The 20,531-nt window shown below is 70.3% G+C and carries 26 protein-coding genes; 13 read left to right on the top strand and 13 right to left on the bottom strand.

Features of this window, described 5'->3' with window-relative positions; translation table 11 throughout:
• Window positions 1-57 precede the first annotated feature (57 nt).
• The 4 genes from FOF52_RS15930 to FOF52_RS15915 all read right to left on the bottom strand — a co-directional run bounded on the left by FOF52_RS15930 (window position 58) and on the right by FOF52_RS15915 (window position 2,601).
• Window positions 58-1,002 (bottom strand): M56 family metallopeptidase, encoded by a 945-nt coding sequence (locus FOF52_RS15930; RefSeq protein ID WP_248590730.1) that lies wholly within the window; start codon window positions 1,000-1,002, stop codon window positions 58-60.
• A gap of 4 nt (window positions 1,003-1,006) precedes the next feature.
• Window positions 1,007-1,384, bottom strand: coding sequence for a BlaI/MecI/CopY family transcriptional regulator (locus FOF52_RS15925; RefSeq protein ID WP_282573557.1), 378 nt, complete (start codon window positions 1,382-1,384; stop codon window positions 1,007-1,009).
• A gap of 209 nt (window positions 1,385-1,593) precedes the next feature.
• Window positions 1,594-1,785 carry a DUF397 domain-containing protein gene (locus tag FOF52_RS15920; protein ID WP_248590729.1) on the bottom strand — a complete coding sequence of 64 codons (192 nt, stop codon included), beginning with the start codon at window positions 1,783-1,785 and terminating at the stop codon, window positions 1,594-1,596.
• A 9-nt stretch (window positions 1,786-1,794) separates the two neighbouring features.
• Window positions 1,795-2,601: a helix-turn-helix domain-containing protein gene (locus tag FOF52_RS15915; protein ID WP_341849839.1), complete on the bottom strand. Its 807-nt coding sequence runs from the start codon at window positions 2,599-2,601 to the stop codon at window positions 1,795-1,797.
• Between the two features lie 242 nt (window positions 2,602-2,843).
• Between FOF52_RS15915 and FOF52_RS15910 the strand changes: the two genes are divergently transcribed.
• The 3 genes from FOF52_RS15910 (at window position 2,844) to FOF52_RS21960 (ending at window position 3,819) form a co-directional block, all read left to right on the top strand.
• Window positions 2,844-3,260 (top strand): hypothetical protein, encoded by a 417-nt coding sequence (locus FOF52_RS15910; RefSeq protein WP_248590727.1) that lies wholly within the window; start codon window positions 2,844-2,846, stop codon window positions 3,258-3,260.
• A gap of 64 nt (window positions 3,261-3,324) precedes the next feature.
• Window positions 3,325-3,537, top strand: coding sequence for a hypothetical protein (locus FOF52_RS15905; protein ID WP_248590726.1), 213 nt, complete (start codon window positions 3,325-3,327; stop codon window positions 3,535-3,537).
• A gap of 159 nt (window positions 3,538-3,696) precedes the next feature.
• On the top strand, window positions 3,697-3,819 hold the full coding sequence (locus FOF52_RS21960) for a hypothetical protein (protein ID WP_282573555.1): 123 nt from the start codon (window positions 3,697-3,699) through the stop codon (window positions 3,817-3,819).
• A gap of 49 nt (window positions 3,820-3,868) precedes the next feature.
• Here the strand turns inward: FOF52_RS21960 and FOF52_RS15900 are convergent, their stop codons facing one another.
• Together FOF52_RS15900 and FOF52_RS15895 are read right to left on the bottom strand one after the other, a co-directional pair.
• Window positions 3,869-4,375 (bottom strand): hypothetical protein, encoded by a 507-nt coding sequence (locus FOF52_RS15900; protein ID WP_248590725.1) that lies wholly within the window; start codon window positions 4,373-4,375, stop codon window positions 3,869-3,871.
• Window positions 4,366-4,572: a hypothetical protein gene (locus tag FOF52_RS15895; RefSeq protein WP_248593980.1), complete on the bottom strand. Its 207-nt coding sequence runs from the start codon at window positions 4,570-4,572 to the stop codon at window positions 4,366-4,368. The genes FOF52_RS15900 and FOF52_RS15895 overlap by 10 nt, the downstream gene beginning before the upstream one ends.
• A gap of 7 nt (window positions 4,573-4,579) precedes the next feature.
• On the opposite strand from FOF52_RS15895, the gene FOF52_RS15890 reads away from it, so the two are divergent.
• Window positions 4,580-5,098, top strand: coding sequence for a protein-L-isoaspartate O-methyltransferase family protein (locus FOF52_RS15890; RefSeq protein ID WP_248593894.1), 519 nt, complete (start codon window positions 4,580-4,582; stop codon window positions 5,096-5,098).
• Here the strand turns inward: FOF52_RS15890 and FOF52_RS15885 are convergent.
• Together FOF52_RS15885 and FOF52_RS15880 are read right to left on the bottom strand one after the other, a co-directional pair.
• Window positions 4,987-5,235 carry a hypothetical protein gene (locus tag FOF52_RS15885; RefSeq protein WP_248590724.1) on the bottom strand — a complete coding sequence of 83 codons (249 nt, stop codon included), beginning with the start codon at window positions 5,233-5,235 and terminating at the stop codon, window positions 4,987-4,989. The genes FOF52_RS15890 and FOF52_RS15885 overlap by 112 nt on opposite strands.
• Window positions 5,236-5,342: 107 nt before the next feature.
• Window positions 5,343-7,307 carry an N-acetylmuramoyl-L-alanine amidase gene (locus FOF52_RS15880; protein ID WP_248590723.1) on the bottom strand — a complete coding sequence of 655 codons (1,965 nt, stop codon included), beginning with the start codon at window positions 7,305-7,307 and terminating at the stop codon, window positions 5,343-5,345.
• Window positions 7,308-7,452: 145 nt separating this feature from the next.
• On the opposite strand from FOF52_RS15880, the gene FOF52_RS15875 reads away from it, so the two are divergent.
• From FOF52_RS15875 to FOF52_RS15860, 4 genes are all read left to right on the top strand, one after another.
• Window positions 7,453-7,974, top strand: a complete 522-nt coding sequence (locus FOF52_RS15875) for an O-acetyl-ADP-ribose deacetylase (RefSeq protein ID WP_248590722.1) — start codon at window positions 7,453-7,455, stop codon at window positions 7,972-7,974.
• A 152-nt stretch (window positions 7,975-8,126) separates the two neighbouring features.
• Window positions 8,127-9,431 (top strand): D-inositol-3-phosphate glycosyltransferase, encoded by a 1,305-nt coding sequence (mshA, locus tag FOF52_RS15870; protein WP_248590721.1) that lies wholly within the window; start codon window positions 8,127-8,129, stop codon window positions 9,429-9,431.
• Window positions 9,432-9,505: 74 nt separating this feature from the next.
• Window positions 9,506-10,027, top strand: a complete 522-nt coding sequence (locus FOF52_RS15865; RefSeq protein ID WP_248590720.1) for a YbjN domain-containing protein — start codon at window positions 9,506-9,508, stop codon at window positions 10,025-10,027.
• Between the two features lie 75 nt (window positions 10,028-10,102).
• On the top strand, window positions 10,103-10,846 hold the full coding sequence (locus tag FOF52_RS15860; RefSeq protein WP_248590719.1) for a phosphoglyceromutase: 744 nt from the start codon (window positions 10,103-10,105) through the stop codon (window positions 10,844-10,846).
• A 71-nt stretch (window positions 10,847-10,917) separates the two neighbouring features.
• Here FOF52_RS15860 and FOF52_RS15855 read toward each other — a convergent pair whose 3' ends face one another.
• Both FOF52_RS15855 and FOF52_RS15850 read right to left on the bottom strand, forming a co-directional pair.
• The gene (locus FOF52_RS15855) at window positions 10,918-11,604 is read right to left on the bottom strand and encodes a response regulator transcription factor (RefSeq protein WP_248590718.1); all 687 of its coding nucleotides are present in this window, start codon (window positions 11,602-11,604) and stop codon (window positions 10,918-10,920) included.
• A complete protein-coding gene (locus tag FOF52_RS15850; protein WP_248593893.1) occupies window positions 11,601-12,764 on the bottom strand; it encodes a sensor histidine kinase in 1,164 nt (387 codons plus the stop codon). Before FOF52_RS15850 ends, FOF52_RS15855 begins: the two co-directional genes overlap by 4 nt.
• 138 nt (window positions 12,765-12,902) lie before the next feature.
• On the opposite strand from FOF52_RS15850, the gene phoU reads away from it, so the two are divergent.
• From phoU to ispF, 3 genes are all read left to right on the top strand, one after another.
• Window positions 12,903-13,565, top strand: a complete 663-nt coding sequence (phoU, locus tag FOF52_RS15845) for a phosphate signaling complex protein PhoU (protein WP_248590717.1) — start codon at window positions 12,903-12,905, stop codon at window positions 13,563-13,565.
• A 294-nt stretch (window positions 13,566-13,859) separates the two neighbouring features.
• Window positions 13,860-14,342, top strand: a complete 483-nt coding sequence (locus FOF52_RS15840; protein ID WP_248590716.1) for a CarD family transcriptional regulator — start codon at window positions 13,860-13,862, stop codon at window positions 14,340-14,342.
• Window positions 14,343-14,383: 41 nt separating this feature from the next.
• A complete protein-coding gene (gene ispF / locus FOF52_RS15835; RefSeq protein WP_282574076.1) occupies window positions 14,384-14,845 on the top strand; it encodes a 2-C-methyl-D-erythritol 2,4-cyclodiphosphate synthase in 462 nt (153 codons plus the stop codon).
• 50 nt (window positions 14,846-14,895) lie between these two features.
• On the opposite strand, the gene FOF52_RS15830 is transcribed toward ispF, so the two are convergent.
• Window positions 14,896-16,182 carry an MFS transporter gene (locus FOF52_RS15830; protein WP_425265496.1) on the bottom strand — a complete coding sequence of 429 codons (1,287 nt, stop codon included), beginning with the start codon at window positions 16,180-16,182 and terminating at the stop codon, window positions 14,896-14,898.
• A gap of 578 nt (window positions 16,183-16,760) precedes the next feature.
• Between FOF52_RS15830 and FOF52_RS15825 the strand changes: the two genes are divergently transcribed.
• Window positions 16,761-17,102, top strand: a complete 342-nt coding sequence (locus FOF52_RS15825; protein WP_248590714.1) for a hypothetical protein — start codon at window positions 16,761-16,763, stop codon at window positions 17,100-17,102.
• A gap of 45 nt (window positions 17,103-17,147) precedes the next feature.
• Here FOF52_RS15825 and dacB read toward each other — a convergent pair whose 3' ends face one another.
• A complete protein-coding gene (gene dacB, locus FOF52_RS15820) occupies window positions 17,148-18,542 on the bottom strand; it encodes a D-alanyl-D-alanine carboxypeptidase/D-alanyl-D-alanine endopeptidase (protein ID WP_425583724.1) in 1,395 nt (464 codons plus the stop codon).
• Window positions 18,543-18,622: 80 nt separating this feature from the next.
• Here dacB and FOF52_RS15815 point away from each other — a divergent pair, with 80 nt between their 5' ends.
• Window positions 18,623-19,141 (top strand): inorganic diphosphatase, encoded by a 519-nt coding sequence (locus FOF52_RS15815; protein ID WP_248590713.1) that lies wholly within the window; start codon window positions 18,623-18,625, stop codon window positions 19,139-19,141.
• 392 nt (window positions 19,142-19,533) lie between these two features.
• Here the strand turns inward: FOF52_RS15815 and FOF52_RS15810 are convergent, their stop codons facing one another.
• A complete protein-coding gene (locus FOF52_RS15810; RefSeq protein WP_248590712.1) occupies window positions 19,534-20,145 on the bottom strand; it encodes a hypothetical protein in 612 nt (203 codons plus the stop codon).
• Window positions 20,146-20,531: the final 386 nt, after the last annotated feature.

Raw genomic sequence — 20,531 nt, 5'->3', positions numbered from 1 at the left:
GCCTTCAGAGTAAACGCACGACAGGCGGGAATCGTGCCCGAAAGGCCGTGACCCGCCTCAAAGAGGCAGGTGCCACAGGGTCAGGGTCGCGGCCATGAGGGAGGCCGATCCGGTCAGCACGGTCGCGGAGGCCCGACGGGACAGCTCCACCGGGTTCAGCAGCCGGGAGACGCGGGCGAGCACCTCCGGCTGCTGTTCGTTGGGGATCACCGCCATGGCTCCGGCGGGGACCGTCGTGCCGCCCGCGGTGCCGAACCGCACCAGTGCCGTTGCCAGTTCGCGGGGGGAGTGGTGGCGGCGGGCGTGGTCGTCGGCGCACATCTCGATGAGCAGCGCCACGGCGTTGTAGCAGCGCTCCATGAACCGGATCCGGGGGAAGGCGCGCTTCAGCGAGGAGAACGGGAGGAGGACGAGGTCGTGCCGCTGGCGCAGGTGCGCGTGCTCGTGGGCCAGGACCGCGGCGAGTTCCCGGCGGTCCAGCACCTCCAGCGCCCCGGCGCTGATGACGATCTGCGGGTTCAGCACGCCGGGCAGGCAGTAGGCCGCTGCCGCGGGGTGGTCGAGCACCCTGGTCCCGGGAAGCTCCGGGTGGTCGTGGGCGACCAGTTCGAGGAGGGCACGGTGGCGGCGGCGGGTGCGCACCACCTGGATGAAGGAGATCGCCAGTCCCCAGAGGAGCACCAGGGTCAGGCCGACCGCCGCGACGAGCGCGGCCACCTGGGTGGCGGCGAAGCGTCCCTCGGACAGGACGTCCAGTCGCAGGCCGTTCGCGGCGGCGTCCTGGGCGAGGGCGGTCAGGCCGTGTAGCACTCCCTGGCCGTAGGGGGCCAGTCCGAAGGCCAGCAGGGCGCCGATGGTCGATATGCCCCATGCCAGTCCCAGCGCCTGCCAGGCGACAACGGCGACGTGTGGGCCCCGGGAGGGCCACTGGGCGCGCAGCAGGCGGCGGGCGGCGAGAAGGCAGCCGCCTGCGATCGTTGTGAGCAGTGCGGCAACGACCATTCGGCTACATCCTTGATCTGCCGGTCTCCCCGTGGTTCTCCGCGAGGAGACGGCGAAGTACCTCAGCTTCCGGGCCGCTCATGGAGCGGACGAAAGCAGCCAACGCGGCGTCGCGGTCACCGGTCTGGCCGAGCGCGTCCAGCATCATCTCCGAGATGAAGGTCTCCCGGCTGGCTGCCGGGCGGTACCGCCACGCGCGCCCGTCGCGGGTGCGACGCACGACTCCCTTCTTGGCGAGCCGGTCGAGCACGGTCATGACGGTCGTGTGGGCGAGGTCGCGGTCAGCCAGAGCGCGGCCCACTTCCCGAACCGTCATGGGCTCGGTTTGCTCCCACAGTACATCCATCACCGCGCGTTCAAGGTCGCCGAGCCTGGTCTTCATGTGAGCCAGTTTACCGGCGGTAGTACTACACGGCGTAGGACCCCCTGTTAGGGACTTCGGTCCCCTTGCGCAACGGGGGATCGCGTCCCTGTGTTCCCCTGACCGGGGGCCGGGTGCCGGGGTAGCATGACCCGGGAAATGCATCTTGGGTACGTGCATCGAGACGGCCCCCGCCGTGTAGGCGGGGGCCGTTCTCGTTGTTGCCGGGGTCAGATGCGGTCGGTCTTCACCGCGTCGAGGAACGCGCGCCACTCGGTGGCCGGGAAGGTGAGGTGCCCCGCTTCGGGGTGCTGGGAGTCGCGGACAGCGGTGGCACCGGGCAGGTCGGCGACCTCGACACAGTTCTCGTGCCGGGCGCCGGAGTAAGAGGACTTGCGAAACCGGAGCTGGGAAACGTTCATGGTGGCTCCTTACATCGAGTCCAGTAGGTGCTGGATGAACCCGCGTGATTCTGCCGGGGAGAGAGCCACGGCGCACAGACGGTCGAACCGGTCCTCGTGCTGGCGGATCTCCGCAGGCTCTTCCAGGAGCAGCGAAGTGTCGGTTGTTTCCACGTAGACCACGGTTGGGTCCTCGGTGAACTCCAGGATCGTGAACGCTCCGGTCATCGCAGCATGAGGGCCGATCCGGTCCGGTACCACCTGGAGGCGGTGCGGCTCCTGAAGGTCCAGCAGCCGCTGGAGTTGACCGCGCAGTTCCGGGGTGATTTTCCGTAGCACCGATTCGTCGATGACCGCGTGCAGCGTGGGAGCGTCCGCCCGGGTGAGGATCTGCTGACGCAGCAGCCGCGCCTCCACGCGCCGGTCGACCTCGTCGGGATCGGTGACGTCATCGCCACGGAGCACCGCACGAATGTAGTCCTCGGTCTGGAGCAGTCCCGGGACCAGCATCAGCTCCACGGTGCGGATACGGGTGGCCTCAGTCTCCAGGCCGACGTAGGCGCCGCGGCCCAGGGCGTCCGAGTAGCTGACCCACCAGCCACGTTGCCGGGCCTGACGGGCCAGCGTCAGCAGCGCCTCCCGCTCGTCCGGATCGGTGACCTTGTAGATGGTCAGCAACTTTTCGATGTCCGCAGGGTTGGGGCGTGTCCACTCGTCACGCTCCATGCGTGTGAGTTTCCCGCGCGAGAACCCTGCCCGCTTGGTGACCTCCTCCGAGGTGAGGCCCCGTTCTTCACGCAGCTCTCGGAGTCGCCGCGACAGGCGCTTGCGGCGCACGGTGGGACTGCCCGCCACGTCGTCGCTCCCCTGCTGGTAGGCATTGCGATTCCGCTCCGATCCTACGTGCGCCTGGTTTGAACTGGACATTCTTCTCACTGACCACATTATTGGGCGATGTTCAAGTTGACTTGGTCTATGACTTTGAACATGGGAATTGCGAATTTATCTGGGATGGGTCAGCATTGGCATGTATCTGAGATGCCTGCCGGACCCCGTCCGGCCCGACCCCTGGAGGGGCCATGCTGTTGCGCCTGTTGACGCTGCCCGTCGCACTGCTGCTGGCGGTGTTCGCCCCCGCGCGTGGTTCGTACTGGCCGCGCCACGCCACCCGCACCGAACCCGCGGCGCATCCCCCGGCGGCTCCCGCGCCGACCGGGCCCGTCCCCCGGCCGCAGGCCCGGGCCGTGCCCCCGCGCATCCCCGACTACCCGGTGTTCGCGGAGTGCGCCGAGCGGCACTCCGCGCTGTGGGAGGTCACCTACGCCTACGGGGCGCCCTGCCCCTACACGGCGCGCAACCGGGTCACCGGGCACCTGGTCGCCGTGTCCGACGTGGACCTGCTCGACCACGTCCTCACCGAGTACCAGCCCCCGCATACGGTGCGCGCCTACTGCGACCGGGGCCGCGTCCGCGCCTACGCGCCGAGCGGCGGGTGACCCGCCGCCCCGAACGGCACGCCGCACGACCGCATCCGCACCCCCGAGCAGAGAGAGGACCCCGGTGGCGGACTACACCCTCACTCCCGACCAGCTGGCGCTGCTCGCCGACGGCCGCGCCCGCGTGGAAGAGCACGAGCACGGCCTGGCCGTCGTCCTCGGCGCCGACCGGCTGATCCTGCCGATCGGCGACCCGGTGCGCACGGTCACCGCGCTGGCCAACCTCGACACCGTGCTCGGCACCGCCCTGTCCACGGCGATGCTGTGGGGCCGGTAGCACCGTGAACTCCCCGGGGCCGGGCCTCTCTGCTCCAGTCCCTACCCGGTCCCGGGGCCAGACGTGGTGGGCGGCGGCGCGGCCGCTCACCACCCGGGGACGTCCTCCAGAAGGGGAGGACATCCTCTTCTCTCCCCTCACTATGGAAAGGAGGTGACCATGAAGACCCTGATCGCACGCATCCGGATGATCGTCCAGGAGATGTGCTCCAAGTGCCAGGGACAGGGCATCGACAGCAACGGTGACCTGTGCACCAGGTGCAACGGCCGCGGCATGCACTAGGTCCACGCGAAACAGGAGGGCCAGGGGGACATCCCCTGGCCCTCTTCTCCTACGCTGCCCCGGCCAGCAACCGTTTGATGGGAGCCGGCGGGTAGAACTCGGCTCCGATGATTCCCGAGAGGACGTCGTCCACCACCCACACCCGTTCCTGGAACTCCAGGCAGTACATGTGGTCCAGGACCCGCGACACGTCGACTGCCACTTCGACGCCAGTGATCGTGATCTCGCACAGCCCGAACGTGTCCGGCGTCGGCGGATAAAGCATCCCCTTCCTGCGGCCCATCAGCGTCGCCAGCGTCACCACGCTGTCCAGGCGTTTGCCTTCGGCCAGAGCGGCCAGGGTTTCGTGCTCCGCCCACGCTGAGTACAGCTCAGCGGCCAGCCCACCTGGTGCGAGATCTCGGGCAGCGAGCCGCGTCCCGTCCCAGCGACAGATCTTGCAGGACTCCAGCACTGCCCCAGCGATCTTCCGTGCCAGCTCGGATTTGCGGCGCACAGGCGACCGGAGATCCCTGGTGTAGGTGTGAGTCATGCCGTTTCGGCACTTCAGATCCATGACACCCCTTCTGCCGTGTGGGGCTCTAAGGTAATGCGCCGGAGATCGATCCAGCTGAGAAAGTGCCACATGCTGACGACGGCGGGCAGCAGGAGTGCGGGGCCTGCGGCGGACGACGCGGTGGTGACCCGGGTCGACGACGGCGCCGAGGACGGGCCGGGCCTCCCGTCGTCGTCCTCCAGCGCGCCGAGCGTCATAGCCGCCATGCTGGACGAGCTGGAGGTGCACCCCGGCCTGCGGGTGTTGGAGGTCGGCACCGGAACCGGAGGAAACGCCGCCCTGCTGTGCGAACTGGCCGTCCAGCACCGCCGGGTCGTGACCGTCGAAGTGGACCCGGTGCTCGCCGAACGGGCGCGGACCGCGCTGACCGCCGCCGGATACCAGCCGCACACGGTGGGGCGAACTGGAGCAGGCGCACGCCTGGTGGGACCAGCGGGGCCGCCCGGGGGTCGAGGAGTTCGGGCTGACCGTCGGAGCGCGGGGCCACACGGTCTGGCTGGGCTCCCCCGACGGCCCGTCCTGGCGGTACTGACCCGTCCCCGCCGCGCCCCACGCGGGCGCGGCGGGGACGGAAGCGCCCCGGTCCGGCGGGGCGCTTCCGCCCGGCGGGATCAGGAGGGGGAGGCCAGGTCGTACTTGGGGGTGCCGCGCAGGCCGAGGCCCAGCAGGACCCGGCCGAACGCGGGCGACACGCGCTCCTCCAGGACGCGGACGGCCGTGTAGTAGACCCCCGCGACGAGCACCGTGACGACCTCGGTGAGCGCGGCCTCCGGCAGGTCGATGCCGAGGCGGGTGGCGGCGAAGGCGCTGAGCGCGCCGACGATGAGCGGCACGGTGGTGCGGACGACGGATGTGAGCATGGCGGACCTCCCGGTTGGCTGGCTGACGGAGAGAGAAGGAGAGAGACGAGGAGGAGACGGACCGGGGGACGGGGCCGGAAGACGTGCGACGGGGGCGGTGTGCGGGGTCAGCGCAGCCAGACGTGCCCCTTGAAGGTGGCGCGGCGCAGGGTGAAGGGCTTCTGGCTGACGTTGTAGACGCGCAGGTCCATGGTGCGTCCGTCGGGGAGCCGGTTGACCACCGGGAACACGGGGAACGACCGGCCGCCCGTGCCGACCCCCTCGGCGATCGGGTGCAGGTGGTACTTCTTGGTCTTGCGCTCCCAGTCGGCCATGCGCACCTGGACGTCCTCGCCCTCGTCCAGGCCCTCGATCTCCAGCCAGAGCGCGCCGTTGAGGTCGCACGGTTTGGAGATGACGGCGAGGCCGTCCTGGTGCGCGATCTTGGCCGTGTCGGTCCACACGGTGTCCCAGCGCAGCGAGACGTACTTGTCGGGCGAGACCACGACGTCCTTGGTCTGGGCCATGTTGAGGTAGTGCGGCACCTCGTCCTCCTCCCCGGTGGTTCCCCACCGTGCTGGTTGGTTGAAGACTCCGTCGCGGACCATCCGGTAGAGCTTGTCGCCGGGACAGGACGTGCTGATGAAATCCCGGTGGCCCCTGACGGTTCCGCTGATCGACGTGCTCGGCTCCATGAGCCATTCGCGCAGTTGCCGGACGGCGTTGATCTGGGCGTCGGTGATCTCGTCGGAGGGGCCGGACATGAGCGTCACCGAGTAGTAGGTGGAGTTGCCGCCCGGCTGTGCGGCCTGGGACTTGTACAGGCCGCGCCCCTCGAACACGTAGCCGTGCGGGCAGGCCCCGAAGCTGTTGCCGGTGAAGTAGACGGTTCCGGCGCGGCGGGCCAGCCAGGTGGCGTTGGGGGTGCGCACGCACCACACGTGCCCCGCGTAGCGCTCCTCGGCGATGGTGAAGGCGCCCCTCCGGGCCGCCGCTGCCCTGGGGGCGAAGTCCTGGGCCGTGCGGAGGCGGACCAGCCACGTGTCGTCCGGTCCGAGGCGGTGCAGCGAGGTCGCGTGCCCCGCCAGGAGCGCGGCGAACTGGAACGCCTCGGCCCGGCCGCGGTCCGGCTGGGCGAAGGTCCTGGCGGCCGTTCTGCCGGTACCGTTCGCGAGCAGGGACGTCTCGACGAAGAGGTCGAGCTGGGCCCGCGTCAGCGACCGCAGGAAGTCGAAGCGCACCACCCGGTCGGGAGCGTGCTCCAGCAGCACCCGGCCGGCCTCCGCGGACAGGTGGAACTCCACCGGCTGCCGGTCGGGGCACTCCCGCCAACGGGGCCGGCCGTCGGTCCGCCGCCCGGTCCGGGGGAAGCCCTCGACCGGCGGTCCGAACAGGGCGTGCAGCGCCGCCCTGATGCGTGCGGCCCCGAGGCCCCCTCGTGGCCGGAGGGCGACACCGGCGTCGGGGCGGCGGCTCCGCGGTGCGGCGCGGCCGCCGGTCCACAGCCACGCCACGAGTTCGACGAGGGCGTCGGACCACTTGGGTGCGGTCGGCAGGTCCGCGCACGGCGCCGCCTGGGGGATGCGGTCCCCGTGGGCCAGCGTCTCGGTGGTGGCCCAGGTCCGCTCCCGTTCCGGTCCGTTCCGGGAGTGGCGCTCCACCGGCCAGCGGTGCTGCGGCGTGGTCAGCGAGGAGTGGAAGCGCCCCGCCATGCGGATCATGGTCCGCGGCTGTGCGGGGAAGACGTAGACGTCCAGGACCGGCTGCCACTCCGCCAGCCCCGTCCCGTGGTCCAGGGTCAGCGCGACGTCACCGGGGCGGACCTCCCGGAAGGTCTTCCAGCCCGCGGCGGTGAGGATCTCGGTCTCCTCGTCCACGCAGTAGCCGATGTCCGCCCAGCCCCGGGACGGCCCGGTGTGGAAGTCGCGGGTGCTCTTCCAGTACCGGACGCACGCCTCGTGGTCCCGGGAGGCGAGTTTCTGGTCGGACCCGTCGTAGTGGATCACCAACCCCTTCTTCGGATCGGCGTAGGAGGCGCCGGAAGCCCCCCAGCCGAGAGCGGACCGGGACACGAATCTCTCGGGTTTCGGCATGCGTTCCTCCGTGCGGAGAGGGGTTATGACCAGGGCTGTTACTGGTTGTTCCGCGACAACCGGGGCTTGATAAACACCGAGGGAGAAGTGGACACTACTCTTCGTGAAAAGGCATGGCCGTAACCCGGCGGAGCATCATGGAGACATGGACCTGCGACTGCTCCGGGGAGACATCACCGAGCAGCGGGTGGACGCCGTGGTCAACGCGGCCAACTCCAGCCTGCTCGGCGGGGGAGGGGTGGACGGTGCGATCCACCGCCGCGGCCCCGACATCCTGGCCGAGTGCCGGGCCCTGCGCGCCGGCCGCTACCGCGACGGCCTGCCCACGGGGCAGGCGGTGGCCACCACGGCCGGGCGGCTGCCCGCGCGCTGGGTCATCCACACCGTCGGCCCCGTCCACAGCGCCGAACACGACCGTTCGGCGCTGCTCGCCTCCTGCTACGCCGAGTCGCTGCGGATCGCCGACGAGCTGGGGGCGCGCAGTGTGGCCTTTCCCGCCCTCTCCACCGGCGTCTACGGCTGGCCGCTGGACGACGGGGCGCGGATCGCCCTGACCACGGTCCGCAACACTCCGACGACCGTGGAGCATGTCCGTTTTGTTCTTTTCGACACACTGGCGCACGCGGTCTTCACCGAGGTGTTCCACGCACTGGCCGAAGAGATCTGACCTCCCGGGAGAGCCGCCTCGGACAACCCCCACCCCGCGTTCCGGCCCGGCCCGCCCCCGTGGCCAATATGGGAACACTGCGCCCCTTGACGGATGTTGACCGTTGAGGTCCGCAGTGAGCACCGAGAGGACCGGAAGGGACGGGGAGCCGAGTGGCGTCACAGACTCCGGAGGCGGAGGAGCAGAGCCGGACCGCGTGGCCCGGCAGGATCGCCGCCATCAGCCTGCACACCTCACCCCTCGACCAACCCGGGACCGGCGACGCCGGGGGGATGAACGTCTACGTCGTCGAGGTGGCCAAGCGGCTGGCGGAACGCGGCGTCGCCGTTGACGTCTTCACCCGGGCCACCTCCTTCGAACAGCCCCCGGAGGTCGAACTGGCGCCCGGGGTCACCGTCCGCAACATCGCGGCGGGCCCCTACGGCACACTCGACAAGACCGTCCTGGTCCACTACCTGTGCCCGTTCGTCCACGGCGTCCTGCGCGCCGAGGCCGAGAACCTCGGCGGCCGCTACGACCTGGTGCACGCCCACTACTGGCTGTCCGGCCAGGCCGGATGGTCGGCCGCCCGGGAGTGGGGAGTGCCGCTCGTGCACTCCATGCACACCATGGCCAGGGTGAAGAACATGTCGCTGGCCGAGGGCGACACCCCCGAGCCCGAGGAGCGGGTGCGGGGCGAGGACGCGCTCGTCGCGCTCGCCGACCGGCTCATCGCCAACACCGACGACGAGGCCGCCCAGCTCATCCACTACTACGGCGCCGACCCCGGCCGCGTCTCCACGGTCTTCCCCGGGGTGGACCTGCAGACCTTCACCCCCGGACCGCGCGCCGAGGCGCTGCGCCGCCTCGGCCTGCCCGCCGACGCCGCGCTGCTGCTGTTCGTCGGCCGGGTGCAGCGGCTCAAGGCCCCCGACGTGCTGCTGCGCGCGGCGGCCCGGCTGCTGGAGGACGCCCCCCACCTGCGCGACCGCCTCGTCGTCGCGGTCGTGGGCGGCCAGTCCGGCAGCGGCTGCGCCGAGCCCGGACTGCTGTCCGACCTGGCGCGCTCGCTGGGCATCGCCGACGTGGTCCGCCTGGAGCCGCCCCGCTCCCGCACCGAACTGGTCCACTACTACCGGGCGGCCGCCGTCACCGTGGTGCCGTCCTACTCGGAGTCCTTCGGCCTGGTGGCGGTGGAGTCCCAGGCCTGCGGCACCCCGGTCGTCGCGGCCCGGGTCGGCGGCCTGCCCACGGCGGTGCGCGACGGCGTCTCCGGGGTGCTCATCGACGGACACGACCCCGACGACTACGCCCGGGTCCTGCGCCGGGTGGTCGCCGAGCCCGCGTGGCGGGACCGCATGGGAGCCGCGGGAGTCCGGCACGCCTCGGGACTGAGCTGGGAGGCGACCGTCGACGGTCTGCTGGCGGCCTACCGGGAGGCCCTGGCACGGCACCGCCTGACCGTGCCGTGCCGGTGATCCCGGGCCGGTACGAGGATGGACGGGGCCGGCGACGGCAGGCCCACAGCACGACGAGACCGAGAGGGGACCGCATGCCCACACAGGAACAGGCCGACGCGGCCGACGCGATCGAGACGGCCCTTGAGGAGGCGGAACTGGAGTACGAGCGGCCCCGGTCCGACGCCTACCTGGTCACCCTGCCCGGCGAACGCAAGCTCAAGACGCTGGTGTGGCTGAACATCGGCGAGCACAGCCTGCTGCTCAAGAGCTTCTTCTGCCGGCGGCCCGACGAGAACGAGGGCGAGTTCTACCGCTACCTGATGCGGCGCAGCGCCGACATGTACGGCATGGCCTTCACCGCCGACGACGTGGGCGACGTGTACATCACCGGGAGGCTGCCGCTGGCCGGGATCACCCCGGAGGAGGTGGACCGGCTGCTGGGATGCGTGCTCTCCTACTCCGACGACAACTTCAACCCGGCGCTGGAACGCGGGTTCGCCACGGCGATCCGCAAGGAGTGGGCGTGGCGCACCAAGCGCGGCGTGAGCCGGCGCAACCTGAGAGCCTTCCGCCACCTGGTGGAGCAGAGCGCGGACGGGGAGGAGGCCGGGTGAAGCTTCGCGGAATTGGCATAGACCATTCGGTGCCCCCGGCGATCGCGGGGGAGACGGGTCGCTAGGCTGAGAGGCATGTCGACTCTGGTTCTGCTGCGCCACGGCGAAAGCGTCTGGAACGCCGAGGGTCTGTTCACCGGCTGGGTGGACGTGGACCTCTCCGCGAAGGGCGAGGAAGAGGCCCGCAAGGGCGGAAAACTGCTGGCCGAGGCGGGGGTGCGCCCCGACGTGGTCCACACCTCCCTGCTCAAGCGGGCGATCCGCACCGCCAATATCGCGCTGGAGGAGGCCGGACTGCACTGGCTTCCGGTCAAGCGCTCCTGGCGGCTCAACGAGCGCCACTACGGCGCCCTCCAGGGCAAGAACAAGGCCCAGACCCGCGCCGAGTTCGGCGACGAGCAGTTCATGGTCTGGCGGCGCTCCTACGACACGCCCCCGCCGCCGCTCGCCGAGGACAGCGAGTTCTCCCAGTACGGCGACCCGCGCTACGCGAACCTGCCCCCCGAGCTGATGCCGCGCACCGAGTGCCTGGCCGACGTCGTGGACCGGATGCTGCCCTACTGGTACGACTCGATCGTCCCCGACCTGGCCGCGGGCCGCACGGTGCTGGTCGCCGCGCACGGCAACTCCCTGCGCGCCCTGGTCAAGCACCTGGACGGCATCGACGACCAGACCATCGCGGGCCTCAACATCCCCACCGGGATCCCGCTGGTGTACGAACTCAACGACGACTTCACGCCCCGCAAGACGGGCGGCGAGTACCTGGACCCCGAAGCCGCCAAAGAAGCCATCGAAGCGGTCAAGAACCAGGGCAAGTAGTCCGGAGCACCGAGTACGGCGGCCGGGCCCCGCGGGGCCCGGCCGCCGTCGCGTCCTGTGGGGGCGGGGGATCAGGACCCGGGCTCGAACTTGTAGCCCAGGCCCCGGACCGTGATGATGTACTGCGGGCTGCTGGGATCGGTCTCGATCTTGGCGCGCAGCCGCTTGATGTGGACGTCGAGGGTCTTGGTGTCGCCCACATAGTCGGCGCCCCAGACGCGGTCGATCAGCTGGGGGCGGGTCAGCACCCGTCCGGCGTTGCGCAGCAGCACCTCCAGCAGCTCGAACTCCTTGAGGGGGAGTTGCACGTTCTCGCCGCGCACCGTCACCACGTGCCGCTCCACGTCCATGCGGACCGGGCCGGCCTCCAGGGTGCTGGGCAGCATCGTGTCGTCCTTGCTGCGGCGGCGCAGCACCGCGCGGATACGGGCGACCAGCTCGCGCGAGGAGAAGGGCTTGGTCACGTAGTCGTCGGCGCCCAGTTCCAGACCGACGACCTTGTCGATCTCGCTGTCCTTGGCGGTCAGCATGATCACTGGGACGTTGGACTTCTGCCGCAGGGTGCGGCACACCTCGGTACCGGACAGCCCCGGCAGCATCAGGTCGAGCAGGACCAGGTCGGCGCCGGTGCGGTCGAAGGTCTCCAGGGCGATCGTGCCGGTCGGAGCGACGGCGACCTCGAAGCCCTCCTTGCGAAGCAGATACGACAGGGCGTCGCTGTAGGATTCCTCGTCCTCGACGACGAGTACACGCGTCACTGTGCTGCCTCCCGATAGCTGTTGGCAGTGGAGCCCGACGGCTCCGGGGTCTCGGACCGGGGCAGACGCAGCGTGAACGTCGACCCCTCGCCCTCCTTGCTCCACACTGTCACTTCCCCTCGGTGAAGGGTCATGACGTGTTTCACGATCGCCAGGCCGAGGCCGGTGCCTCCGGTGGCCCGGCTCCGAGCGGCGTCCACACGGTAGAAGCGCTCGAAGATCCGTTCCAGGTCCTGCGGGGGGATGCCGATGCCCTGGTCGGCGACGCTGATCTCCACCGAGGCGGGGGCGGTCCGCACCGACACCGCCACCCGGGTGTTCTCCGGACTGTAGGAGACGGCGTTGGCGACCAGGTTGCGCAGCGCGGTGATGAGCAGCCCCTCGTCGCCCATCACCGAGACGCCCTCGGCGCCGCCGGAGACCAGTTCGATGTTCTTGGTGTCGGCGGCGGTGCGCACGGCGTCCAGCGACTCCTCGACCACGGTGTCCAGGGCGACCTCGGCGGGTTCGGACAGCGGTTCGGCGCCCTGGATGCGGGAGAGGGTGATCAGGTCCTGGATGAGGCTGGTCAGCCGGTCCGCCTCGTGCTTCATCCGGGCGGTGAAGCGGCGCACCGCCTCGGGGTCGTCGCTGGCGTCGTTGATCGTCTCGGCGAGCAGCGACAGCGCGCCCACCGGGGTCTTGAGCTCGTGGCTGATGTTGGCGACGAAGTCGCGGCGCACCGCCTCCACCCGGCGCCGTTCGGTCTGGTCCTCGGCCAGGACCAGGACCAGGCCGGTGCCGCCCAGGGGGGCGACCCGTACCGCGAAGGAGGTGGAGTCGGGGCCGAACCTGCGGACCGACACCTCGATCTCGGTCTCGCGGATCACCCCGTCCCGGCGGACCTGGCGGGCCAGGGCGAGCAGCTCCCCGATCACCAGTTCGTCGCCGACGACCAGCCGGTAGGCGCGGGCCGCGGAACTGGCGCGCAGCACCCGGTCGGTGGAGTCCAGGACGACCGCCGACGACGGCAGGGCCGCGAGCACCTCGGCGATTCCCGGGGGCAGGACTGATTGCGGTACGGGATCGGGGGTATCACTGTGGCTTGACTCGCTGATGCGGAACGCCAGACCGGCCGCGACGCCTGTCACGAGCCCCACGAGTCCCGCGATCGCGGCCAGCAGTTCCCCTTCCACAATTCGATCGTAAGCGGACGGAACGTCCCGTTACCCGACTGGGGGGGTGGGGCAACCGAGTTTCTTCAAGAGTTCACCGGGGATTCCTCGGTGGTTCAAACACCGCTTGGGACGATTGAGAACATGCGCGACACCTATCACGAGGAGCTTGACGCCCTCTCCGACCGGTTGGTCGAGATGACCAGGCTCGCCCGGCACGCGATCGCGCGCGCCACCACCGCACTGCTGGACGCCGACCTCGACGCGGCCCAGGAGGTCATCTCCGGGGACGAGCGGATCAACGAGCTCAACGACGAGATCGAGACCAGCACCTTCGCCCTCATGGCGCGACAGCAGCCCGTCGCGCAGGACCTCCGGGTCATTATCACCGCTCTGCACATGTCCGGAGACCTGGAGCGGATGGGGGACCACGCGGTGCACATCGCCAAGATCGCACGGCGCAGGCACCCCGACTCGGCCGTACCGGCGGAGCTGCGCTCCATAGTCCTGGAGATGGGCCACCAGGCGGAGCTCCTGGTGGTCAAGGCCGGGGAGGTCGTCTCGAACCGGGATGCCGAGACCGCCCGGGAGCTGGACAAGGACGACGACCGCATGGACCGGCTCCGCCGCAAGCTGCTGGAGCGCATCCTCTCCCCGAAGTGGAACCACGGGGTGGAGGCCGCGATGGACGTCACCCTGGCCGGCCGGTTCTACGAGCGCTTCGGGGACCACGCGGTCCACGTCGCCGACAACCTCGTCTACCTGGTGACCGGCGAGCGTCCCAAGGACTCCTACGGGGAGGGCTGACCGGGACGGCCGAACAGCCCGGAACAGGGCCGCGGGGGACACCCCCGCGGCCCTGTTCTGCGTGGACCCGTGGCCGAGTTGGGCGGTCACGGGTAGAATGGGTAGTTCCCACCACTATCAGGAGAAGCGGCCTGGGGCGTACCCGGTGTGTTTTCCCGATGCTTCGACAGGCGGCCGGGGCCGGCTTTGTCAAGCCTGCGATTAGGGCCTTGACCTGCGTATTCACAAATCCGACAGGTGCGTTAAGCGACAGGTTCGTGGTATCCTGGTAGAAGCGGAAGGGGTACTTGTCACATGACTTTCAAGGTCGGCGACACTGTTGTCTACCCCCATCATGGGGCTGCTCGAATCGAAGCTATCGAAACGCGAACCATTAAGGGCGAGGAAAAGACCTACCTCGTTCTGAAGGTCGACAAGGGCGATCTTACGGTGCGCGTTCCCGCGGACAACGCCGAAGAGGTGGGGGTCCGCGACGTGGTTGGTCAAGAAGGTCTGGACCGGGTTTTCGAGGTGCTGCGCGCACCGCACACCGAGGAGCCCACGAACTGGTCGCGGCGGTACAAGGCGAACCTGGAGAAACTCGCCTCCGGTGACGTCAACAAGGTCGCCGAGGTCGTCCGGGACCTCTGGCGGCGCGACAAGGAACGCGGCCTCTCCGCCGGCGAAAAGCGAATGCTCGCGAAGGCCCGGCAGATTCTGGTGAGTGAGCTGGCTCTCGCCGAGAAGACGAACGAGGACAAGGCCGAGGCTCTTCTCGACGAGGTTCTCACCAGTTAACCGAACCAAGAAGCACTGATGTGATTCGTGAATTGCCGACGGTGGGTGTCGGGACGGACGTCCACCCTTTCATGTCGGGACGTCCGCTTTTCCTCGCCGGGCTCGAATGGCCCGGTGAAACAGGAGTGAGCGGTCATTCCGACGGCGACGTCGCGGCGCACGCGGCCTGCGACGCTCTTTTCTCGGCATGCGCTCTGGGCGACCTCGGTTCGCAGTTCGGTACCTCCGACCCCCGCTGGCGGGGAGCCTCGGGGGTGGCCCTGCTGACCGAGGCCGCCCGGCGTGTCCGGGAGGCGGGCTACGAGATCGGCAACATCGCCGTTCAGATCATCGGCAACCGGCCCAAGTTCGCGCCGCGCCGCCACGAGGCCGAGAAGGTGCTCACCGCGGCGGTGGGCGCCCCGGTGTCCTGCTCCGCCACCACCACCGACGGGCTCGGCCTCACCGGCCGGGGAGAGGGCATCGCGGCCATCGCCACCGCCCTGTGCGTGCGGGTGCGCTGACGCCGGCTCCGGCCGCCGCGTGACGCGGCGGCCGGAGCGCCCGTACGCGGTCACCGGCGGCCGCGCCGCAGCAGCACCGTCATCGCGGTCGAGGCCGTCAGGCAGAGCAGGGTCATCGGCACGAAGGCGACCTGGAAGGACGCCTCGTCGCCGCCCATGTCCAACAGGATGCCCGCGCCCACCACGCCCAGCATGACCGACGTGAAGCCGCTCATGTTGACCAGGCCCGAGGCCGCCCCGGTGCGCTGCTCGGGCAGTCCGTCGCGGGCGTAGTCGAAGGAGATCGACGGCGCCAGCACCGAGGCGAAGGCGCTCACCAGGATCACCGCCGCGGCGACCGGGAGCGGGGGCAGGCCGCCCGGCCACAGCACCACACCCGACCAGAGCAGGGTGACCGTCCACGCCAGGCCCAGCGCCATCGGCTTGCGGGCGCGCGGGTGGCTGCCGGGGATGCGGCCGAGGAACGGCACGAGGGCCATCGGAAGGACCATCGCTCCGGTCAGCAGCAGGCCGGTGGCGCGCGCCGAGAGCCCGTAGCCCTCCTCCAGCAGCGGGTAGCCCCACAGGACGCCCAGGACGGTGAACGGCACCATGATGACCGCGTGCGCGGCCATGCCGACGAGCGGGCCCCGGTGCGACAGCGCCTCCGCCAGGCTCTCCCGCATCGAGGGGAACGCGTGCGAGGGGGCGCGGCGCCCGTCGGGCCGGTCCTGGACCAGGAGCAGCACCAGCGCGCCCACCAGCAGGTTCACCGCTCCCGCGCCGAGGAAGGAGACCTCCCAGCCGAAGCCGTTCAGCAGCGCCGACAACGGGGCCGCGCTGACGAGCTGGCCGAGCCCTCCGGCCAGGCCGGTGAGCGCGCTGACGAGGCTGTACTGCCGGCGGGGGAACCACAGGGCCGCCACCCGGATGACGTTGAGGAAGACCAGGGAGTCGCCCGCGCCGATGAGCACGCGCCCCGCGACGGCGGTCCGCGCGTCCGGGGCGAGGGCGAACAGGATCGTCCCCGCCGCCATGACCCCCAGGCTGATCACGAGCGACCGCCGCGGTCCCAGACGGTCGGCGAGCAGGCCCGAGGGGATCTGGAGGAGGACGTAGATGGCCAACTGGACCACGGGCAGCGTGGAGAGCAGGGCCGGGCCGAGGTCGAAACGCTCCTGGGCGTGCAGGGCGGCCGCGCTCATGCCGTTGCGGTGGAACATGGCCAGGAGGTAGACGGCGGCCGCCGTGCCCCACACCAGCCAGGCGCGGGGACCGCCGGGAGGCTCACTCACCGCGCGATGGAGCCCATCATCGGACCTTTCTCTGCTCTTGTGGTGAGGTGTTTCCAGAGTCATCGATCCCCCGATCCCCCGTTCGGCCGCCCGCGGTCAGCGCCGATCGTACTTCGGTGCCCGTGTCCCGGTTTCGGGGAGTTCCCCGGAAGTGGCGGTCCGTGTTCGCGGCTTCCGTACTACGCGATGAGGGATCAACCACGTTTTTCAGGAGAGTTGGCGGCATATCAGGACAGGTCGTCATGGGCGAATCGCCTGCGGGCAAGCGTTCGGAGGTACGGACAATACGGTCCGAATGGTCCTGACCACTCCCTGTCAGACGCGGGTGCGGAGCCGCTCGGAGGGGCTGCAAATCAGGCAATGACCAGGCAAAACACTCACAATGTCATGGTCGCGAGATGATCACAATGTGACATGGCCTACATCTCGGAGAGGCTCCTGAAGGCGGGCAGATCCTGCTAGCATCCCGGTTCCGAGGATCACTACGAGGTAACGACGCAATCTGTTCCTCGTAAAAAAGGATGATCCTTCGGTTGTCTGTCGTCGGTGGGGCGAAGCGACCGGGGCGGACACAGCCAGTGGCCGCTGAACGGGGAAAGGAGTGCCGCGACGCAGCGGCGACCGAGCCAGCAGGAGAAGTCTTGAGCCATCCGCGACTGAACAATCCACGGACCTATCGGGCGAAACTGGCCGAAGCCGTCCGGGTGCGGCGTCTTCCCAGGCACGGGTTCCGCGCTGACCGTTCGGTCGAAGCACTCTTCTGCGAGCTGCGGGAGGGCTGGGTCAAGCCCTGGTACCAGGCCGGCTCCCCGGACGTCGCCTTCATCTCCACCAGCTGCGGCCTCAACGTGTGGTGCTGCGACGGCAAGTTCATCTGGAGCGACCGGTTCGGGATGACCGTCACCCACCCCGCCAACGACCCCTCCGGCGCCGCCGCCCTGCTCAACTCGATGCTCGCCCCGCAGGTCCCCGCCGCGGCCTGAGCCCGCACCGCACGTTCGGACCGTCCGCCGGACCGGCGCCGCCCCTCAGCACCCGCACTCGGCGAGGGCGGCGGCGAGGAGGTCCAGGGCCGGCCCCGTCGCACCGGGGTGGTTGGCCACGAACGCGAACACGAGAAGACGGCCCTGGGCGGTGTGGACGGTCCCCGCGAGCGCGCTGACCCCGTTGAGCGTGCCGGTCTTGGCGCGGACCAGACCCGCGCCCCCGGAGGCACCGCTCGCCGGCGAGTACCGTTCGCCCAGACTGCCGGTGCTGTGCGCCGTGGGCAGCCCCGAGAGCGTCGGGTACAGCTCCGGGCGGTCGGGGTCGGTGGCCAGCACCAGCAGCTCCGTCAGCGCCCTGCTGGTGATCCGGGTGTCCACCGACAGGCCGCTGCCGTCGCTGACCCGCACACCCTCCACACCCAGCTCGTCCATGACCGCCATGACCGCACGGGCGGCGCCCTCGAAGCTGGGCTCCTCGCCCCGGGCGATCGCCACCTGGCGGGCCAGGGCCTCCGCGACGTTGTTGTCGCTGTCCATCAGGGTCTTCTCGACCAGGGCCGAGACCGGGGGAGAGGAGACGCTCGCCAGCGTCTCGGCGTCCGCGGCGGCCAGGGCGGCCTGCGGCTCGCCCACCACGGTGATGCCCGCCTCGCCCAGCTTCCGCGCGAAGACCTGGGCCGCGGCCAGCGGCGGATCACTCACCCGCGGTCCGTACTTGCTCCCCACCGGGATGTCGATCCGCCCGCACTCGTCGACGACGGTGGCCATCCCGCAGTCCAGCATCAGCGCGTGCACCGAGGCGGTGCTGCCCTCGTCGATGTAGCCCTGCTTCCAGCCCGGCCCGAGGGCCTCGCCCGTGTAGGCGGACTCGTCGTAGCCCAGCCGCACCGCGGTCACCCCCTCCTCGGACAGCGTGTCCGCGGTCTGGGCGGCCAGCTCCTCCAGGCTGGCCAGCCGGGGGTAGCGGTCCGGGTCGGCGTGCTCGGTCAGCGTGGGGTCGCCGCCGCCGACCAGGACGACCTCCTCCGGCGAGGAGCCCCGGACGACCTCGGTGGCGATCCGCGCGTCGGGCCCGAGGGTGTGCAGGGCGGCCACCGCGGTGACGATCTTGGTGGTGGAGGCGGGGACCACCCCCTCGTCCGCGTCGCGCACATAGAGTTCCTGGTGGGTCTCCGCGTCGACCACGTATGCGGAGAGCCCCTCGACGACGCCCGACTGCGACATGGGATCATCGAGCTTATCCGCGAGCCGGGCCGGATCGACGGCCGCGGCATCCGCGGCGGCCGGAAGAGGCACCGTCTCTGCGACCGCGACGGGAACAGGCACGGTCTCCGGTGGGCGCGCAGCGATGGCGTCGCGGGCGACCAGGCCGGTGGCCAGCACGAACATGGTGAGCAAGGCCAAGGTGAGGAGAGCCCAGAGTCGATCGTTCCGCACTCCCGGTACCTGCCTTCCGTCGGCGTCGCGAAAACCTGTGAACTATGGCGACACTAGTCGCTAGGGGAGCCGAGAACAGTATGGAATTCGACGTCACGATCGAAATCCCTAAGGGAGAGCGAAACAAGTACGAGATGGACCATGAGACCGGCCGCATCCGGCTGGACCGCATGCTGTTCACCTCGACCAGTTACCCCGCCGACTACGGTTTCATCGAGGGCACCCTGGGAGACGACGGCGACCCGCTGGACGCGCTCGTGCTGCTCAAGCACTCCACCTTCCCCGGCTGCATGATCCGGTGCCGCGCCATCGGAATGTTCCGCATGCGGGACGAGGCGGGAGGCGACGACAAGGTGCTGTGCGTGCCCGCCACGGACCCGCGCATGGAGCACCTGCGTGACATTCATCACGTCAACGAGTTCGAGCGGCTGGAGATCCAGCACTTCTTCACCGTCTACAAGGACCTGGAACCGGGCAAGTCGGTGGAGGGCGCCACCTGGGTGGGCCGCCACGAGGCCGAGCAGGAGATCCGGAACTCCATCAAGCGCGCCGCCGATCACGGGCACCAGAACGGCGCGTACTTCAAACTGGACGACTGATCCGCGGAACGACGGTGGCGCGGTCGTGGTGACGGGAACGCGGCCCCTAGCGGGACGCCGCGCCCCGGGACCGGGACGGCCGAACCGGCAGGACCGCGGAAGCGGACCCTCCGCACAGGTCTGGGCGGTCGACACCACCAACCGCAGCAGCACGGCGACCAGCGCCACCACCGCGACTTCGGCGGGCACACCGGGGCCCGGAGGGCACCGGGCCGAGACAGACCGCAGACACTCCCTCCGACCGAAGCGGTTGCCCCGGGCCGCACCACGGCCGCGGTGCCCGGCCAGTTCCGGGGCGACCGCTCCGCCGACGACCCGCACGCGGCGGCCCGGGGCGTTCCGCCGCGGGACCCCCTCGCCACCGCGGCCGGCGCGGCCCCTCCGAAGGGGGATCAGGCGGCGAAGCGCCGTGCGATGTCGTCCACATCCTGGGGATCGAGGATGGTCGGCTGGGCCAGGATGTGCTCGACCGCCTGCCGGGGACGGGCGATGACCGCGCGTCCCGCGTACACCACCGGCTCGGGCAGGCGGCCCGTGGCCGTGATCACCGGGACGACCCGGACCCCCGGCCAGTTCTCCGCCAGGTGCAGGCAGCGCTCCAGGTGGGCCGCGTGGGCGCTGACCCGCTCCACGGCGCGCTCGGCGGGCAGCGCGCCGATCATCCAGGAGTCGCCCTCCCCGGAGGCCGCGTGCTGCCAGGTGCGGGTCTCCAGCAGGTAGACGCCGCCCGAGCCGATCGCCACGTGCCGGGAGTGGCCGCCGGGAACCACGTGGTACCCGTTGCGGTGCAGGGTGCGCAGCAGGCGCCCCCGGCCGAACGGCGCGCGCAGGCGGGGGGCGAGAGTGGCGGACAGCAGGTAGCTGAGGGCGACCAGGACCGCCACCAGCACTCCGGCCTGCCAGCCCAGGAACCCGGTGCCCATGACCCCCGACGCCAGGACGACCAGGGAGCGGACCGCCAACCGCACGACCTGCGCGCCCGCCGAGTCAGGCGCGACCGCCACGGCTCCGAGGCCCCCGGGGCGGGGGGCTTCGCCATGTCCCACGTGTCACCTCCGGTGTGGATTCCGAACGCCGGGAGCGCGGTCCCCGATCGGCCGGAGCGCCCCGTGCCGTCCGCCCGCCGTCCTACGCAACCAGAGCCTCGGTGGTTTCGGCAAAGGCCGATGTCACCACCGTCCCGACCAAAAACACAACCCCCGGGCGGAGGAGACCGTTTGCGCCGCGGCCGCCCCGGGCAGGCCGAACAACGAGGGAGACGACACTCTGACCGCCGCCTCCGACTTGACATCGCAACTCGGGGTTGGTCTTCTTGACGGCATGCGTCCGCGCACTGTCACGCTCCAGTCAGCCATCGCCCGCACGACCTCGGTGGTCTTCCGTCGTGTGG

Source organism: Thermobifida alba, assembly GCF_023208015.1.
Classification (GTDB): Bacteria; Actinomycetota; Actinomycetes; order Streptosporangiales; family Streptosporangiaceae; genus Thermobifida; species Thermobifida alba.
Note: the sequence above shows the minus strand (reverse complement) of the source record. Positions and strands in the feature narration are given on the sequence as shown.

Bases quoted from the DNA above. Each gene is read 5' to 3' on its own strand.
- FOF52_RS15920 (WP_248590729.1), bottom strand. From the start codon at position 1,785: ATGAACGTTTCCCAGCTCCGGTTTCGCAAGTCCTCTTACTCCGGCGCC.
- FOF52_RS15900 (WP_248590725.1), bottom strand. From the start codon at position 4,375: ATGGATCTGAAGTGCCGAAACGGCATGACTCACACCTACACCAGGGAT.
- FOF52_RS15830 (WP_425265496.1), bottom strand. From the start codon at position 16,182: ATGACTCTGGAAACACCTCACCACAAGAGCAGAGAAAGGTCCGATGAT.
- FOF52_RS15925 (WP_282573557.1), bottom strand. From the start codon at position 1,384: ATGAAGACCAGGCTCGGCGACCTTGAACGCGCGGTGATGGATGTACTG.
- FOF52_RS15860 (WP_248590719.1), top strand. From the start codon at position 10,103: ATGTCGACTCTGGTTCTGCTGCGCCACGGCGAAAGCGTCTGGAACGCC.
- FOF52_RS21960 (WP_282573555.1), top strand. From the start codon at position 3,697: ATGAAGACCCTGATCGCACGCATCCGGATGATCGTCCAGGAGATGTGC.
- FOF52_RS15865 (WP_248590720.1), top strand. From the start codon at position 9,506: ATGCCCACACAGGAACAGGCCGACGCGGCCGACGCGATCGAGACGGCC.
- phoU (WP_248590717.1), top strand. From the start codon at position 12,903: ATGCGCGACACCTATCACGAGGAGCTTGACGCCCTCTCCGACCGGTTG.
- FOF52_RS15815 (WP_248590713.1), top strand. From the start codon at position 18,623: ATGGAATTCGACGTCACGATCGAAATCCCTAAGGGAGAGCGAAACAAG.
- FOF52_RS15895 (WP_248593980.1), bottom strand. From the start codon at position 4,572: ATGACGCTCGGCGCGCTGGAGGACGACGACGGGAGGCCCGGCCCGTCC.
- FOF52_RS15880 (WP_248590723.1), bottom strand. From the start codon at position 7,307: ATGCCGAAACCCGAGAGATTCGTGTCCCGGTCCGCTCTCGGCTGGGGG.
- FOF52_RS15875 (WP_248590722.1), top strand. From the start codon at position 7,453: ATGGACCTGCGACTGCTCCGGGGAGACATCACCGAGCAGCGGGTGGAC.
- FOF52_RS15840 (WP_248590716.1), top strand. From the start codon at position 13,860: ATGACTTTCAAGGTCGGCGACACTGTTGTCTACCCCCATCATGGGGCT.
- FOF52_RS15910 (WP_248590727.1), top strand. From the start codon at position 2,844: ATGCTGTTGCGCCTGTTGACGCTGCCCGTCGCACTGCTGCTGGCGGTG.
- FOF52_RS15885 (WP_248590724.1), bottom strand. From the start codon at position 5,235: ATGCTCACATCCGTCGTCCGCACCACCGTGCCGCTCATCGTCGGCGCG.
- FOF52_RS15930 (WP_248590730.1), bottom strand. From the start codon at position 1,002: ATGGTCGTTGCCGCACTGCTCACAACGATCGCAGGCGGCTGCCTTCTC.
- FOF52_RS15890 (WP_248593894.1), top strand. From the start codon at position 4,580: ATGCTGGACGAGCTGGAGGTGCACCCCGGCCTGCGGGTGTTGGAGGTC.